This window comes from Pseudoduganella sp. GW821-FHT05F09 (assembly GCF_059419605.1).
Genome location: NZ_JBWKSD010000003.1, coordinates 142,490 through 157,110, shown reverse-complemented (window position 1 = coordinate 157,110; position 14,621 = coordinate 142,490). Strand labels below are relative to the sequence as shown.

Genomic DNA, 14,621 nt, shown 5'->3' with positions numbered 1-14,621 from the left:
AAGCTGTTACAAGTTGCCGCTGGCGGATGCACTAAAATAGGCGCCGCATGCGCCTATCGCATCCGCCGCCGCAAGGCCCGGCCTTCCTTACCTTAGTACTTATTTAGTATCTGGAGAGTTTTATGAATAGTTTGACCTCGCGTTGCGGCGCAGCCTTGGTGTTGGCCAGTGCACTGGCCGCTTGCGGCGGCAGCGACAGCGGCAGCCTGCCAGTCAGCGGCAGCATCATCGGCCTGAACCGTGCAGGCCTGATCCTGAGCAATGGCGGCAAGCAGCTGGTCATTGACGGCACCCCGAGCAACTTCGCCTTCCCCGACCTGCTGGCCCCGGACACGCCGTTTGAAGTGAAGGTCGACAAAAGCCCGGTGGGCCAGGTCTGCACCCCGAGCAGCAACAAGAACAAGATCAACTACTACACCTACAGCACCACGGTGATCAGCTGCAGCACCGACCCGTATCCGCTGGGCGGCTCGATCAGCGGCCTGACCGGCAGCGGCATGATACTGGCCAACGGCGACGCCACCCTGGCCCCGCTGCCCGGCACCACCGATTTCACCTTCGTTGCCCAGGTAGCGAACGGCGCACCCTACGGCGTAAGCGTGCTCAAGCAGCCAACCGGCCAGACTTGCACCGTCGCCAACGGCAACGGCATCATGCCGATCGGCGCCAAACACGACGTCGTCGTCACCTGCAAATAAGCCTGGAGCATAAAATGAAAGCATTTCCTGTACGCACCACCGCTGCGGCGGCCCTGCTGCTGGCCCTGAGCGCCTGCGGCGGCAAAGCGTCGTTCGACGTGGCCGGCGTGTTCGTCACCAGCCAAGGCGTGCCGCAACCGGTCGCCAACAGCGGCATGGTGCTGCAAAACGGCGGCGACACCCTGCCGATACCGGTGGGCGCCACCACGTTCAAGTTCAACAACAGCATCTCCTACGGCACCGAGTACGACATCAAGGTGCTGACCCCGCCCGCCAATATGGACTGCAGCGTGGTCAACGGCGCCGGCTCGGCCGGCCGCACGGCCACCATTGCGGCCAGCGTGATCTGCACCCAGAAGACCTACACCATAGGCGGCACCATTACGGCCGGCAGCATCCTGAACGACACCGTGGTGACGCTGACCAACGGCAGTACGGGCGGCACCGTGGTGCTGACCAAGGACAGCCTCAACTTCACCTTCCCGGCCGCCATCCCGACCGGCCAGGCCTACGGCGTGACGGTGCTCAGCATTGAACCGGCGGCCACCGCCAACATCCGCTGCACGGTCGCCAACGGCACCGACGTGATGGGCACGGCCCCGCGCGCCAACATCGTGCTGACCTGCGTACCGAAGTAAGGATTCATTCAGGAGGAGAATAACTGGTATCGCCAAAATAAATTGGCGATATATTCTGCGGCGCAGCATAATGCACCTGTCTCCTCCATTTCTTCCCAAAGAATTGGATTTAGCCCGCTCCCTGAGCGGGCTTTTTTTTTGCCCCCCCTTTTTGGGGTGGGGAAACCTGGGGCTTAGACGGGCTTGAGGAGGTTGGCGAGGGCGACGTATTGCTCGAGCGCGACCGTCTCGGGGCGCGTGGTGGGGTCGATGCCGGCTTGCTTGATCTGCTCTTCGGTGAACATGCCGGACAGGCAGTTGCGGATCACCTTGCGGCGCTGGGAGAAGGCTTTCTGCACCACCGCTTCCAGCGTCTCGCGGTCGCACGCCAGCGGATTGGCCACCGGGATCATGCGCACGATGGCCGATTCAACCTTGGGCGGCGGGTCGAACGCTTCCGGCGGCACCACGAACAGCAGGTCCATCTGGTAGCGCCATTGCAGCATCACCGACAGGCGGCCGTACACCTTGCTGCCCGGCTCGGCCACCATGCGCTCCACCACTTCCTTTTGCAGCATGAAATGCTGGTCCTGCACCTGCGGCGCAAAGTCGGCCAGGTGGAACAGCAGCGGGCTGGAGATGTTGTACGGCAGGTTGCCGACCACGCGCAGCTTCTGCCCTTCCGGCACGGGGATGCTGCCGAAGTCGAACTTGAGCGCGTCGCCGGAGTGGATGGTCAGCTTGTCGCGCGGGTATTTCTTTTCCAGCCGCGCCACCAGGTCGCGGTCCAGCTCGACCACGTGCATATGCGGCAGCGAGCGCAGCAGCTGGTCGGTCATGGCGGCCAGGCCGGGGCCGATTTCCACCATGGCGTCGCCGGCGCGCGGGTTGATCGATTCGGTGATGCTGGACAGGACGTTGTCGTCGTGCAGGAAGTTTTGGCCGAAGCGTTTGCGTGCGATATGTTTCATGTTCTTCTTTTCAGTGGTTAGGCGCGGGCGCCGCTGTTGGGCAAGCCGGCTTGCACCGCGTCCGCCATGCGGCGCGCGGTGGCGATGGCTTCCTCCATGCTGCCGCAGTCGGCGCGGCCCAGGCCTTGCGCGGCCAGGTCGAGCGCGGTGCCGTGGTCGACCGAGGTGCGTATCAGCGGCAGGCCGAGCGTGATGTTGACGCCGCGCCCGAAGGTGGCGTACTTGAGCACGGGCAGGCCCTGGTCGTGGTACATGGCCAGCACGCAGTCGGCGTGCTGCAGGTATTTGGGCTGGAACAGGGTGTCGGCCGGATAGGGGCCGGTGGCGGCGATGCCGCGCGCCTGCGCCGCCGCAATGGCCGGGGCCACGACGTCGATGTCTTCGCGCCCCAGGTAGCCGTTCTCGCCCGCGTGCGGGTTCAGGCCGGCCACCAGGATGCGCGGCGCGGCGATGCCGAATTTGGTCTTCAGGTCGTGCGCGACGATGTCCAGCGTGGCGCCCAGGCCGTCCACCGTGAGCGCGCCGGCCACGTCCTTCAGCGGCAAATGGGTGGTGGCCAGGGCCACGCGCAGCGGCGGCGGAGCCGGAGGCGCGGCTTCGCCGGCGGGCGGCAGCGCCTGCAGCGGCTGCCCGGCCAGCAGCATCACCACTTGCGCGGTCCCGGTCTTGTCGGCGAAGTATTCGGTGTGGCCGGAGAAGGGCACGCCGGCGTCGTTGATGGTGCTCTTTTGCAGCGGCGCGGTGGCCACCGCCTCGAACCAGCCAGCGGCGATGCCTTCGATGGCGGCGTCCAGCGTGGCCAGCACGGCGCGGCCGTTTTCCTTGTCCAGCGTGCCGGGCGCCACGTGGGCCGCCAGCGGCACGTCGATCACGCTGATGGCGCCGGAGCCGAAGTGCGGCAGGCCGCCGTTGCGCACCGCCTGCAGCGACAGGGCGGACAGGCGGATGGCGGGGTCGATGTAGCTGGCCGTCATGGCCAGGAAGGCGGCGTCGCCCAGCAGCACGCAATTGACTTCATGGCGCATGGCCCAGGCGGCGCGGATGGAGATTTCCGGGCCGATGCCGGCCGGCTCGCCCACCGTGACGGCGATGGCGGGCCGGGTTCCGGATGGGCGCACCCGCGGGCGCCAGGATTGCAGAATGGCGCTCATCGAGTCTGCCCCTTTCTTATTTCAGGTCGTCGCCGCGGTACTCGACGTAGGCGCGGTCGCGCACCTGGCGCTGCCAGTCTTCCGCCGCTTCCTCGGTCTTGCGTTCGCGGATGGCGTTGCGGGCGGCGGTGCGCTGCTTCTCTTTCGACAGGTCGTCGGTCTTGCGCTCCAGCACTTCGATCAGGTGGTAGCCGAAGCTGGTTTCCACCGGCGTGCTCACTTCGCCTATCTTCAGGGCGTTCATGGCCGCTTCGAATTCCGGCAGCGTGTCGCCCGGCATCAGCCAGCCCAGGTCGCCGCCCTTGGCGGCCGAGGTGTCGTTCGACTGCAGGCGCGCCAGGTCTTCGAACTTGGCGGCCTTGTTGTCCAGGCGTTCCTTCAGGTCTTCCAGCTTGCGCTTGGCGTCGGCCGCGCTGGTGGTCGGCGTGACCTTGATCAGGATGTGGCGCGCGCGCGTCTGCGTGACGGCCGCCGCGGCCTGCGCTTCGGCCATGCTGCGCTTCTCGCTCAGCTTCAGGATGTGGAAGGCGCCCACGCTTTTCATCACCGGCGTGACCTGGCCCGGCTTGAGCTTTTCCAGCGCTTCGGCGAACAGCGGCGGCAGGCGGTCGGCGCTGCGCCAGCCCACTTCGCCGCCCTTGAGCGCGTCGCCGGCGTCCGAGTAGGTGGCGGCCATCTTGGCGAAGTCGGCGCCGGTGCGCAGCTGGCGCATCACTTCGTCGGCGCGCGCTTTCTTCTGCGCGATCACTTCCGGCGAGGCGTTTTCGGGGATGCGTATCATGATCTGCGAGATGTTCATTTCGAACTGCTCGGCCGCCATGGCCGCTTCGGCGGCCAGCTGGGCGTCCACTTCGGCGTCCGAGATCTGCACCTTGTTGTCCACTTCGTGCTCGCGCAGGCGCTGCATGATGATCTCTTCGCGGATCTCTTCGCGGAAGGCGGCGAAGGTGATGCCTTCTTTTTCCATCTGGTTGCGCATGTCCTGCACGGTCAGCTTCTGCTGCTCGGCGATGCGGGCGATGGCGCGGTCCAGCTGGTTGTCGTCCACGCGCACGCCCATCTCCTTGGCCAGCTGCAGCTGGGCGCGTTCGACGATCATGCGCTCCAGGATCTGGCGCTGCAGGTCGGCGTCGCCGGGCAGCTGCACGTTCTGCGCCTTCATGCGCTGCACCACGGTCTTCACGCGCTCGGCCAGTTCGCGGCGGGTGATGACGTCTTCGTTGACGACCACGGCGATCGAGTCGATCGGCGTGTTGCTGGTCTGGCCGACCGGGACCGGCGGCGTGAAGCCTTTCGGTTTGGCGTCCTGCGCCAGGGCTTGGCCGCCGGCGGTGATGGCGCACAGCAGCAGGGCTGCGATCTTGAGTTGGTGCATACGGGCATTACGCATAGATGTGACGCTCATGAGTCAGTGGTGATGGATAACGCCGGGTTAGCGGCGGACATTCTCGTTCAGGCGCTGGTAGCCGGGGATGCTGTTGCGCAGCGCCTCCAGCGGATTGCCGACGCCGAACTTGGACAAACCGTCCAGCTCAAGCTGGAAGAAGATGGGGGTGGACGCTTCCTTGGCGGTGGTCACGAAGCGCTGCGCGCCCATGCGGAACACCCAGCAGTCGCCCTTGTATTCCAGGCCCAGCAGGCCTTCCAGGATTTTCTTGTCCAGCAAGGAGTAGCTGATGCGGCCGACGCCGAACCAGCGCGACGACAGCGGCCACTGGCTCGACAGGTCGACGTTCTTGAACACGGACTTGTTGCTGACGCTGTCGCGCAGGTAGCGGTAGCCCAGGTTCAGCACCTTCTTGGGCGCCGGGCTCCAGCGCACCGCGTGGTTGGAACTGACCACGCGGCTGTCGGCCGGATTGTACTGCAGCGCGCTGTCGAGCACCCAGCTTTCCGAGATCACGCCGGTGGCCGCCAGCAGGATGTCCGACTTGGCGTCGCGCGTGGGGGTGCTGGCGTCCAGCTGCACGCGCTGGTCGCTGAAGTAGAAGCGCTGGCCGAAGGCCAGGCGCAGGCGCTCGGCGCCGCTGGCCTCCAGGAAGCGTGACACCACGGCCGCCGTGATCTGGTTGGCGTCGCCCACCCGGTCCGAGCCGACGAAGCGGTTCTCGTTGAAGATCTGCGAGAAGTTGAAGGTGGCCGCCGCCGTGTCGAAGTTGGGGAACTCCTTCTGGTCGCGGTACGGCGTCTTCACGTAGAACAGGCGCGGCTCCAGCGTCTGCGTGGCGTCGCGGCCGAACAGCTTGGTGTCCCGTTCGAACACCAGGCCCGAGTCGAGCGACATGGTGGGCACGGCGCGCGTGAGCGATTTGCTGTCGCTGCCGTCGTGCGCGTCGAGCTGGTAGGCCGCCGCGTTGAGCATCAGCTTGGGCGTGATGAAGTAGCTCGGACCGATGATGGGGTAGCTCACCTGCGGCATGGCCACCAGGCGGTTGCCGCGCGTCAGGGTCGGGTGCCAGAAGCTGGTCAGTTCGCTGTTCAGCTGCCAGTCGAAGCCGGCCACGTCGTAGCGCGCCGCCTGGAAGTTAATCGCCGGCAGGCGGTCGTAGGGGCGCGACACGAACAGGTCGGAGCCGGGCACGGCGGCCGGATCCTGCAGCACCTGGTATTTCTGCACCCGCGCCGACAAACTCCAGTACTCGCCGCGGTAGTCGGTGCGCAGCTCGCGCAGCAGCTGGCGCTCGGCCGAGCCGGACACGGTCTTGGAGAAGTCGCTCGGGTAGTTGTTGTCCGACGCGGCGCGCACGTTCCAGCCATAGGTCCAGTCCTTGGCGATGGCCTGGGTGTGGCTGGACGTGATCATCCAGCGGTCGGCGTTGGCCAGCTTGTCGTTCGGCAGATACTCGATGAAGGTGTCGCCGGCGTAGCTGCCGGCGTCGGTTTCGCCGATGTAGCGCGCGTGCGCGCCGAGCTGGATGCCACGCTGGGCGATCAGGCGCGGGAACAGCGTCAGGTCGCGGTTGGGCGCGATGTTGAAGTAGTACGGCACCGTCAGTTCGGCGCGGCCCTTGGAACCGAAGCCCGGTATCGGCGGCAGCCAGCCGGAGCGGCGCGCGCCCGACAGCGAGAACGACATGGCCGGGGTGCCGATGATGGGCACGTTCTTGAAGTAGACGATGGTCTTGCCGGCCACGCCCACGTCGCGCCCGGAGTCCAGGTTCAGCGTGCTCGATTTCAGGTACCAGTCCGGATTCGGTCCCTGGCAGGTGCTGTAGGTGCCGTCGATGACCAGCGCCTCGTCCTCGCTGAGGAAGTTGATGCGCTGCGCCTTGCCCTGGGCCGCGTTCAGCTCCAGCTTGTAGGTCGGGTTGAGCATATAGCCCTTGCCCGACTCCATGTTCAGTTTCAGCTCGTCGCCGGTGTAGTAGTCGCCGTAGCGCCAGATCTTCACGCCGCCGTGCGCCTCGACCTCGTCCTCGACCTGGCGGAAGCAGGCCGTGTCGGCCGTCACGCGGGTCTTGTCGCGCACGATCTCGACGTCGCGCGCCAGGTTCAGTTCCCGGTCCGGGCGGCCATCGAATTCCTCGGCACGGATGATGGTCGGCGCGTCCGGATCGGCCACGTGCGTGCGTTTGGGGGCGGTCTGGGCGTAGCCGGGCACCGCTGTGGCGGTAACGAGGGCCGTGAGCGCGAACGCCCAGCTGTGAGGGCTAGGAGGGACTGAGAACCGGCTCATGAAATGAAGGGGCGAAACACCATTGACAGGCGATTTTTTAACTTTAATCCCTTATTATATGGGAATTGTTCACACCAACCGGATTCCACAGGCTGTTTCATGTCTTTATTGTCTAATTCACCACCCAACGGCGCCCACGACGGCGCCGACGCCCGCCTGATCCTGTTGAAAGATTGGCTCACTTCCCTCAACCTGGTCGAGCCGGCGTCCGCCCGCCCCGCTTCGGCCGACGCCAGCTTCCGCCGCTATTTCCGCGTCGACGTGCTGCCGGCGCACCAGCAAGCCCACGGCGCCACCCTGATCGTGATGGACGCGCCGCCCGAACGCGAGAACGTGCCGGCCTTCGTCAAGGTTGACGCGCTGTTCGCCGCCGCCGGCGTGTCCGTGCCCGCCATCGTGGCGCAGGACGTCGAGCGCGGCTTCCTGCTGCTGCAGGACCTGGGCGTGAGCACCTATCTGCAGGTGCTGGACCCGGACAACGCCTCCACCATGTACGCCGAGGCGCTGGAAGCGCTGGTGCAGATCCAGAAGGCCAGCCAGCCCGGCGTGCTGCCGGAGTTCGACCGCGCCTTCATGCTGCGCGAGCTGAACCTGTTCCCGGAATGGTACATCGGTAAACACCTGGGCGCGGTGCTGAGCGCAGCCCAGGCGGCCGAGCTGCAGAAGGTGTTCGACGCCATCATCGCCAACTGCCTGGCGCAGCAGCAGGTCTATATGCACCGCGATTTCCACTCGCGCAACCTGATGTGGATGGACGAGAAAAATCCCGGCATCCTCGATTTCCAGGACGCGGTGTACGGCCCCATCACCTACGACGTGGCCTCGCTGCTGCGCGACGCCTACATTTCGTGGGACGAGGAGCTGGTGCTGGACTGGGCCATCCGCTACTGGCAGCACGCCAAGGCCGAAGGCCTGCCGGTGAACAAGGACATCGATTCCTTCTACAAGGACTTCGAATACATGGCGCTGCAGCGCCACCTGAAAATCCTCGGCATCTTCTGCCGCCTGAACTACCGCGACGGCAAGCCGATGTACCTGGGCGACCTGCCCACCGTGCTGGAATACGTGCGCAAGACGGCGGGCCGCTACAAGGACCTCAAGCCGCTGGTGCGCCTGCTGGACGCGCTGGAAAACAAGCAGCCCCAAGTCGGCTACACCTTCTGAGGGCGGCGCCATGAAAGCTATGATCTTCGCCGCCGGACGCGGCGAACGCATGCGCCCGCTCACCGACGAGTGCCCCAAGCCGCTGCTGAAAGTGCGCGGCCGGCCGCTGATCGTGTGGCACATCCTGAACCTGGTGCGCGGCGGGATTACCGACATCGTCATCAACCACGCCCACCTGGGCCACATGATCGAGGACGCGCTGGGCGACGGCAGCCAGTTCGGCGCGCAGATCCGCTATTCGCCCGAGCCGGCGGACTCGCCGCTGGAAACGGCGGGCGGCATCGCGCAGGCGCGCCACCTGCTGGGCGAGGAGCCCTTCCTGGCCATCTCGGGCGACATCTACTGCCCTTACTTCGACTTCGAGCAGGTCACGGACGTGCTGCACGATAAGGACATGTGGGGCAACCCCTACCCCAAGGACAAGCGCGACGTGGCCTGGGTGTGGCTGACCAAGAACCCGTGGCACAACCCCAAGGGCGACTTCGCGCTGAATATGTACTCGGTGGCCAACGAGGGCGACACGCTGTGGAACTTCGGTAACATCGGCGTGTACCGCCCCGAAATGTTCGACGGCATAGCGCCGGGCCAGCACGCGGGCCTGGGCAAGCTGATACGCAAGTACGCGGACCTGGGCCAGGTGGGCGGCGAGCTGTATGAAGGCGACTGGGTCAACGTGGGCACGGTGGACCAGCTCAATGAGCTGAACGGCGTCAAGGCGCCGGCAGGGAACATCGCACCATGAACGCCTACGCCCTGCGCCGCAAGCGCCTGCTGGCGCTGATGGAGCCGGGCAGCGTGGCCGTGCTGGCCACCGCGCCCGAAGTGCCGCGCAACAGCGACAGCGACTACCCCTACCGCCACGACAGCCACTTCTACTACCTGACCGGCTTCACCGAGCCGGAAGCGGTGCTGGTGCTGGTGGCGCCGCGCCAGGACGAGGCGGCGCAAGCCATCCTGTTCTGCCGCGAGAAAAACGCCGAGCGCGAAATCTGGGAAGGCTACCGCCACGGCCCGGAAGCGGCGCGCGAGGCCTTCGGCTTCGACGCCGCCTTCCCCGCCGCCGCGCTGGACGCCGAAATGGCGCGCCTGCTGGCCAATGTGTCCACCCTGTACGCGCCGCAAGGCCGCGCGGCGCAGCACGCGCTGCTGGAGCCGCAGATCAAGCGCTGGGTAGACGCCGTGCGCGGCCAGTCGCGCAGCGGCGTAACGGCGCCGGAAACGCAGCACAACCTGCTGCCGCTGATAGACGAAATGCGGCTGATCAAGGACGAGAGCGAGCAGGCCACCATGCTGCGCGCAGCCACCATTTCCGGCCAGGCCCACGCGCGCGCCATGCGGGCATCGCGGCCCGGCATGCATGAATACGAAATCGAAGCGGAGCTGCTGTACGAGTTCCGCCGCAACGGCGCCCAGGCGCCCGCCTACAACTCCATCGTCGCCAGCGGCGCCAATGCCTGCGTGCTGCACTACAACGCCAACAACGCGCAGACGCGCGACGGCGACCTGGTGCTGATCGACGCCGGCTGCGAGCTTGACGGCTACGCCTCGGACATCACGCGCACCTATCCGGTGAACGGCCGCTTCAGCGCGCCGCAACGCGCGCTGTACGAACTGGTGCTGGCGGCGCAGCAAGCCGCGCTGCAGGCGATCCGCCCAGGCCAGCCCTACCAGTCGGTGCACGACGCCGCCGTGCGGGTGCTGGTGCAGGGCATGCTGGACCTGGGCCTGCTGGACAAGTCCGGCTACGCCACGCTGGACGCGGCCATCGCCAGCAAGGACTACACGCGCTTCTACATGCACGGCACCGGTCACTGGCTGGGCATGGACGTGCACGACGTGGGCCTGTACCGCGACGTGCGCACCGCCGGCACGCCATCGCGCCCGCTGCACGCGGGCATGGTGCTGACGGTGGAGCCGGGCATTTACGTGCGCCCTGCCCCGGACGTGCCGGAGCAGTACTGGAACATCGGCATCCGCATCGAGGACGACGTGCTGGTGACCAATGACGGCTACACCATCCTGAGCGCCGCCGCGCCCAAGACCGTGGACGAGATAGAACAACTGATGCAGCAGCCATGAGCCATATCGAAAACGGCGCGCCCGGCTACGACATCGCCATCTGCGGCGCGGGGCCGGCCGGCATGGCGCTGGCGGCGCTGCTGGCCAGGCGCGGCGTGGCGCCGCAGCGCATTGCACTGATCGACGCGCGCACCCTGCAGCAAGCCGGCAACGACCCGCGCTCGCTGGCCCTGTCCTACGGCAGCCGCCAGATCCTGGAGGACATAGGTTGCTGGCCCGTGCCCGCCACCGCCATCCACCAGATCCACGTCTCGCGCCGGGGCCGGTTCGGCCGCAGCATGATAGACCGCGAGGAGCACAAGCTGGAGGCGCTGGGCTATGTGAGCCGCTACGGCGCGCTGGTGACGGAGCTGGGCGCGGCCTGCGAACGCGCCGGCATCGCCGCGCTGCGTCCCGCGCTGGTGACGGGTGTGGAAGAGCAGCCCGGCCACGTCGCCATCGCCATCGAGGAGGACGGCCGGCCGCGCACGCTGACGGCCGCCATCGTGGTGCAGGCCGAGGGCGGCCTGTTCGGCGAACAGCAGGCCAAGGCCAGGCAGCGCGACTACGGGCAGACCGCCATCATCGCGCAGGTGCGCAGCAGCGCGCCGGTGGCGCACCGCGCTTACGAACGTTTTACTGAACAAGGCCCGCTGGCGCTGCTGCCGCAGGATGGGGAATATTCGCTGGTGTGGTGCGTGCGCCCGGACACCGCGCAGGCGCTGCTTGCGCTGGACGATGCGGCCTTCCTGGAGCAGCTGGGGGCGGCCTTCGGCACGCGCGTGGGCAGCTTCACCGCCACCTCGCGCCGCGTGGCGTTTCCGCTCGGGCTCAACGCAGGCAAGGCCGGCAGCGACGGCAGTCTGCGCATGGCCGCCATCGGCAACGCGGCGCAGACTTTGCATCCGGTGGCGGGCCAGGGTTTGAACCTCGGCCTGCGCGACGCCGCCGTGCTGGCGCGCCTGCTGGCGCAAGGCGCCACGCCGGCCATGCTGGCCCAGTACCAGGCGCAGCGCAGCGCCGACCGCAGCCTGACCGTGCACCTGACCGACACCATGGCGCGCGTGTTCGCCAACGAGTCGCCGGCGCAAGCGCTGCTGGGCGCATCGCTCGCAGCCATCGACCTGTTCGGCCCCGCGCGCGGCATGCTGGCGGAGTTGATGATGTTCGGCCGCCGCTAGGCGGGTTACGCGGCTGCGCCGCTAACCCGCCCTACGGGGATTGGAATACCCGGATATTGCGGCTTACTCGACCGCCTTCACCATATCCTCGATCACCTTCTTGGCATCGCCGAACACCATCATGGTGTTGGCCTGGTAGAACAGGTCGTTGTCCAGCCCCGCATAGCCGGAGGCCATGGAGCGCTTGTTGACGATGATGCTCTTGGCCTTGTAGGCCTCCAGGATGGGCATGCCCGCGATCGGCGATTTCGGATCTTTCGCGGCCGGGTTCACCACGTCGTTCGCGCCCAGCACCAGCACCACGTCGGTCTGGCCGAATTCGCCGTTGATGTCCTCCATCTCGAACACCTGGTCATACGGCACCTCGGCTTCGGCCAGCAGCACGTTCATGTGGCCCGGCATGCGGCCCGCCACCGGGTGGATGGCGTACTTCACCGTCACACCCTTGTGCGTCAGCTTCTCCACCAGCTCTTTGAGCGAGTGCTGGGCGCGCGCCACCGCCAGGCCGTAGCCGGGAACGATGATGACGGTTTCCGCGTTGGCCATGATGAAGGCCGCATCGTCCGCCGAACCGGATTTCACCGGACGCGCAGGCTGCGCGCCGCCGCCCGACGAAGCCGCCGCCGCGTCGCCGCCGAAGCCGCCCAGGATCACGTTGAAGAAGGAGCGGTTCATGGCCTTGCACATGATGTAGGACAGGATGGCGCCGCTCGAACCCACCAGCGAACCGGCAATGATCAGCATGGAGTTATTCAGCGAGAAGCCGATGCCCGCCGCAGCCCAGCCGGAGTAGGAGTTCAGCATCGACACCACCACCGGCATGTCCGCGCCGCCGATGGGGATGATGATGAGCACACCCAGCACGAAGGCGATGGCGGTCATGATGATGAAGGGCGTCCAGGCCGGCTCAACGCCGCCCGCGAACACGAAGGCCAGGCCCAGGGCCACCATGACGATGGCCAGCGCCAGGTTCAGCATGTGCTGGCCGGCGAACACCACCGGCGCGCCCTGGAACAGGCGGAACTTGTACTTGCCCGCCAGCTTGCCGAAGGCGATCACCGAACCGGAGAAGGTGATGGCGCCGACGAAGGTGCCGATGAACAGTTCGATGCGGTTACCGACCGGCAGCGCCTGGCCCGCCTGGGCGATGTTGAAGGCGTGCGGCTCGGACACGGCGGCGACCGCGATGCACACTGCGGCCAGGCCGATCAGCGAGTGCATGGCCGCCACCAGTTCCGGCATCTTGGTCATCTCGACCGTCTTGGCGAGATAGGCGCCGATGCCGCCGCCCACCACGATGCCCAATGCCACCAGGCCGAGGCCCAGGCCATTGCCCGCGCCGGCGCTGGCCGCTTCGGCCCGCAGTTTCAATATCAGCGCCAGCGTGGTGACGGCTGCGATGGCCATGCCGGTCATGCCGAAGGCATTGCCCCGGCGCGCGTTGGCAGGCGACGACAAGCCCTTGAGCGCCTGGATGAAGCACACCGAGGCGATCAAGTACATCATCGTAACGAGATTCAGGCTGATGAAGCTCATGCTTTGCCTCCGTCCGATCCGGCCGCAGGCTTGGCCTTCGGCTCTTTTTTCTTGAACATCTCCAGCATGCGCTGGGTGACCAGGAAACCGCCGAACACATTGACGGCGGCCAGCGCGACCGCAATGGTGCCGGCGATCTGGCCGGTCAGGCCTTCGGTCAGGCCCGCCGCCAGCATGGCGCCGACGATGATGATGGCCGATACCGCATTGGTCACCGCCATCAGCGGCGTATGCAGCGCGGGCGTGACGCCCCAGACCACGTGGTAGCCGACGTAGATCGCCAGCACGAAGATAATGAGATTGGTGATGGTGTGGCTAACTTCCATTTTTATTCTCCTTATTTGCGCAAGACCACGCTGTCGGCGCACACCAGGGTGGCCTTCAGGATTTCGTCTTCGCGGTCGATCACCAGTTTGTCTTCCTTGTCGATGATCAGTTTGAGGAAGTCCAGCACGTTGCGCGCATACAGGGCGGACGCGTCGGCCGCCACGTGGCAGGCCAGGTCCGGCTCGCCGACGATGTGCACGCCGTGCTTGATGACGGTCTTGTTCAGTTCCGACAGCGGGCAGTTGCCGCCCTGGCTCACGGCCAGGTCGACAATCACCGAGCCTGGCTTCATGGCTTTCACGGTGTCTTCCGAGATCAGCACCGGCGCCGCGCGGCCCGGGATCAGCGCGGTGGTGATGATGATGTCGGCCAGCTTGGCGCGTTCATGCACCAGTTCCGCCTGGCGCTTCATCCAGTCCGCCGGCATGGAACGGGCATAGCCGCCCACGCCCTGCGCGATCTCTTTTTCTTCATCGGTCAGGAAGGGCACGTCGATGAACTTGGCGCCCAGCGATTCCACCTGCTCCTTCACCGGTGGCCGCACGTCGGACGCTTCGATCACCGCGCCCAGGCGCTTGGCCGTGGCGATGGCCTGCAAGCCGGCCACGCCCACGCCCATGATCAGCACGCGGGCCGCTTTCACGGTGCCGGCGGCGGTCATCAGCATGGGCATGAAGCGCTGGTAGGTGTTGGCGCCCACCAGCACCGCCTTGTAGCCGGCGATGTTGGCCTGCGAGGACAGCACGTCCATCGACTGCGCGCGCGTGATGCGCGGCACCGCTTCCAGCGCAAAGGCCTGCAGCCCGGCGGCCGCCATGGCGGCGATGTTCTCGGCGTCGAAGGGGTTGAGCATGCCGATCAGCACCGTGCCCGCCTTCATCAGCGCGCGCTCCTCCGCGTTCGGGGCGCGCACCTTCAGCACCACGTCGGCGCCGTAGGCGTCCGCCGCCGTGCCTATGGTGGCGCCGGCCGCCGCGTAAGCCTCGTCCGTCACCGAGGCCGTCAAGCCGGCCCCCGCCTGGACAATGATTTGATGCTTGGCAGCAAGTTTCTTTACTGTTTCAGGCGTCGCCGCAACCCGGGTTTCCCCAGGCCGCGTTTCCGCCGGTATGCCTATTCTCATGTAGCCTCCAGAAGTTGCAAAATAATGTTGCTCTTTCTAGAACATAGCACGGTTTTCCAGAAAGCTAACCTTTTTAGCCGAGCAACAACCACTGCCTGTCGCGCATATGACACCTTCGG

13 protein-coding genes are annotated in these 14,621 nt (G+C 66.3%); 6 read left to right on the top strand and 7 right to left on the bottom strand.

The window, feature by feature from the left end; all coding sequences use genetic code 11:
* Nucleotides 1–122: 122 nt before the first annotated feature.
* Both AC07S4_RS10500 and AC07S4_RS10495 read left to right on the top strand, forming a co-directional pair.
* Nucleotides 123–698, top strand: coding sequence for a hypothetical protein (locus AC07S4_RS10500; RefSeq protein WP_494986592.1), 576 nt, complete (start codon nucleotides 123–125; stop codon nucleotides 696–698).
* A 14-nt stretch (nucleotides 699–712) separates the two neighbouring features.
* Nucleotides 713–1,336, top strand: coding sequence for a hypothetical protein (locus tag AC07S4_RS10495; RefSeq protein ID WP_494986591.1), 624 nt, complete (start codon nucleotides 713–715; stop codon nucleotides 1,334–1,336).
* Nucleotides 1,337–1,509: 173 nt separating this feature from the next.
* Here AC07S4_RS10495 and rsmA read toward each other — a convergent pair whose 3' ends face one another.
* From rsmA to AC07S4_RS10475, 4 genes are read right to left on the bottom strand one after another with little or no spacing between them, the layout of a single operon-like run.
* Complete coding sequence (gene rsmA, locus AC07S4_RS10490; RefSeq protein ID WP_494986590.1) at nucleotides 1,510–2,286, bottom strand: 16S rRNA (adenine(1518)-N(6)/adenine(1519)-N(6))-dimethyltransferase RsmA; 777 nt, start codon at nucleotides 2,284–2,286, stop codon at nucleotides 1,510–1,512.
* A 17-nt stretch (nucleotides 2,287–2,303) separates the two neighbouring features.
* Nucleotides 2,304–3,437, bottom strand: coding sequence for a 4-hydroxythreonine-4-phosphate dehydrogenase PdxA (gene pdxA / locus AC07S4_RS10485; RefSeq protein WP_494986589.1), 1,134 nt, complete (start codon nucleotides 3,435–3,437; stop codon nucleotides 2,304–2,306).
* A 16-nt stretch (nucleotides 3,438–3,453) separates the two neighbouring features.
* Nucleotides 3,454–4,812, bottom strand: coding sequence for a peptidylprolyl isomerase (locus AC07S4_RS10480; RefSeq protein ID WP_494986588.1), 1,359 nt, complete (start codon nucleotides 4,810–4,812; stop codon nucleotides 3,454–3,456).
* Between the two features lie 57 nt (nucleotides 4,813–4,869).
* Nucleotides 4,870–7,113: an LPS-assembly protein LptD gene (locus tag AC07S4_RS10475; RefSeq protein WP_494986587.1), complete on the bottom strand. Its 2,244-nt coding sequence runs from the start codon at nucleotides 7,111–7,113 to the stop codon at nucleotides 4,870–4,872.
* Between the two features lie 99 nt (nucleotides 7,114–7,212).
* On the opposite strand from AC07S4_RS10475, the gene AC07S4_RS10470 reads away from it, so the two are divergent.
* Genes AC07S4_RS10470 through AC07S4_RS10455 form a run of 4 tightly spaced genes read left to right on the top strand, consistent with a single transcriptional unit; the run spans nucleotide 7,213 to nucleotide 11,516 of the window.
* The gene (locus AC07S4_RS10470; RefSeq protein WP_494986586.1) at nucleotides 7,213–8,277 is read left to right on the top strand and encodes an aminoglycoside phosphotransferase family protein; all 1,065 of its coding nucleotides are present in this window, start codon (nucleotides 7,213–7,215) and stop codon (nucleotides 8,275–8,277) included.
* Between the two features lie 10 nt (nucleotides 8,278–8,287).
* Nucleotides 8,288–9,019 carry an N-acetylmuramate alpha-1-phosphate uridylyltransferase MurU gene (gene murU / locus AC07S4_RS10465; protein WP_494986585.1) on the top strand — a complete coding sequence of 244 codons (732 nt, stop codon included), beginning with the start codon at nucleotides 8,288–8,290 and terminating at the stop codon, nucleotides 9,017–9,019.
* Nucleotides 9,016–10,356, top strand: a complete 1,341-nt coding sequence (gene pepP, locus AC07S4_RS10460; protein WP_494986584.1) for a Xaa-Pro aminopeptidase — start codon at nucleotides 9,016–9,018, stop codon at nucleotides 10,354–10,356. The genes murU and pepP overlap by 4 nt, the downstream gene beginning before the upstream one ends.
* Nucleotides 10,353–11,516, top strand: a complete 1,164-nt coding sequence (locus tag AC07S4_RS10455; RefSeq protein ID WP_494986583.1) for a UbiH/UbiF/VisC/COQ6 family ubiquinone biosynthesis hydroxylase — start codon at nucleotides 10,353–10,355, stop codon at nucleotides 11,514–11,516. Before pepP ends, AC07S4_RS10455 begins: the two co-directional genes overlap by 4 nt.
* Nucleotides 11,517–11,579: 63 nt before the next feature.
* Here AC07S4_RS10455 and AC07S4_RS10450 read toward each other — a convergent pair whose 3' ends face one another.
* The 3 genes from AC07S4_RS10450 to AC07S4_RS10440 are packed head-to-tail and all read right to left on the bottom strand — an operon-like array spanning nucleotide 11,580 to nucleotide 14,502.
* Entirely contained in the window at nucleotides 11,580–13,052 is a 1,473-nt protein-coding gene (locus tag AC07S4_RS10450) for an NAD(P)(+) transhydrogenase (Re/Si-specific) subunit beta (RefSeq protein WP_494986582.1), read from the bottom strand.
* Nucleotides 13,049–13,378, bottom strand: coding sequence for an NAD(P) transhydrogenase subunit alpha part 2 (locus tag AC07S4_RS10445; protein ID WP_494986581.1), 330 nt, complete (start codon nucleotides 13,376–13,378; stop codon nucleotides 13,049–13,051). The genes AC07S4_RS10450 and AC07S4_RS10445 overlap by 4 nt, the downstream gene beginning before the upstream one ends.
* An 11-nt stretch (nucleotides 13,379–13,389) precedes the next feature.
* Entirely contained in the window at nucleotides 13,390–14,502 is a 1,113-nt protein-coding gene (locus AC07S4_RS10440) for a Re/Si-specific NAD(P)(+) transhydrogenase subunit alpha (RefSeq protein ID WP_494986580.1), read from the bottom strand.
* Nucleotides 14,503–14,621: the final 119 nt, after the last annotated feature.

Excerpts from the sequence above, each read along its gene's own strand:
- murU (WP_494986585.1), top strand. The coding sequence starts at position 8,288 with ATGAAAGCTATGATCTTCGCCGCCGGACGCGGCGAACGCATGCGCCCG.
- AC07S4_RS10470 (WP_494986586.1), top strand. The coding sequence starts at position 7,213 with ATGTCTTTATTGTCTAATTCACCACCCAACGGCGCCCACGACGGCGCC.
- pdxA (WP_494986589.1), bottom strand. The coding sequence starts at position 3,437 with ATGAGCGCCATTCTGCAATCCTGGCGCCCGCGGGTGCGCCCATCCGGA.
- AC07S4_RS10445 (WP_494986581.1), bottom strand. The coding sequence starts at position 13,378 with ATGGAAGTTAGCCACACCATCACCAATCTCATTATCTTCGTGCTGGCG.
- AC07S4_RS10440 (WP_494986580.1), bottom strand. The coding sequence starts at position 14,502 with ATGAGAATAGGCATACCGGCGGAAACGCGGCCTGGGGAAACCCGGGTT.
- pepP (WP_494986584.1), top strand. The coding sequence starts at position 9,016 with ATGAACGCCTACGCCCTGCGCCGCAAGCGCCTGCTGGCGCTGATGGAG.
- AC07S4_RS10480 (WP_494986588.1), bottom strand. The coding sequence starts at position 4,812 with ATGCACCAACTCAAGATCGCAGCCCTGCTGCTGTGCGCCATCACCGCC.
- AC07S4_RS10450 (WP_494986582.1), bottom strand. The coding sequence starts at position 13,052 with ATGAGCTTCATCAGCCTGAATCTCGTTACGATGATGTACTTGATCGCC.
- AC07S4_RS10475 (WP_494986587.1), bottom strand. The coding sequence starts at position 7,113 with ATGAGCCGGTTCTCAGTCCCTCCTAGCCCTCACAGCTGGGCGTTCGCG.
- AC07S4_RS10500 (WP_494986592.1), top strand. The coding sequence starts at position 123 with ATGAATAGTTTGACCTCGCGTTGCGGCGCAGCCTTGGTGTTGGCCAGT.
- rsmA (WP_494986590.1), bottom strand. The coding sequence starts at position 2,286 with ATGAAACATATCGCACGCAAACGCTTCGGCCAAAACTTCCTGCACGAC.
- AC07S4_RS10495 (WP_494986591.1), top strand. The coding sequence starts at position 713 with ATGAAAGCATTTCCTGTACGCACCACCGCTGCGGCGGCCCTGCTGCTG.
- AC07S4_RS10455 (WP_494986583.1), top strand. The coding sequence starts at position 10,353 with ATGAGCCATATCGAAAACGGCGCGCCCGGCTACGACATCGCCATCTGC.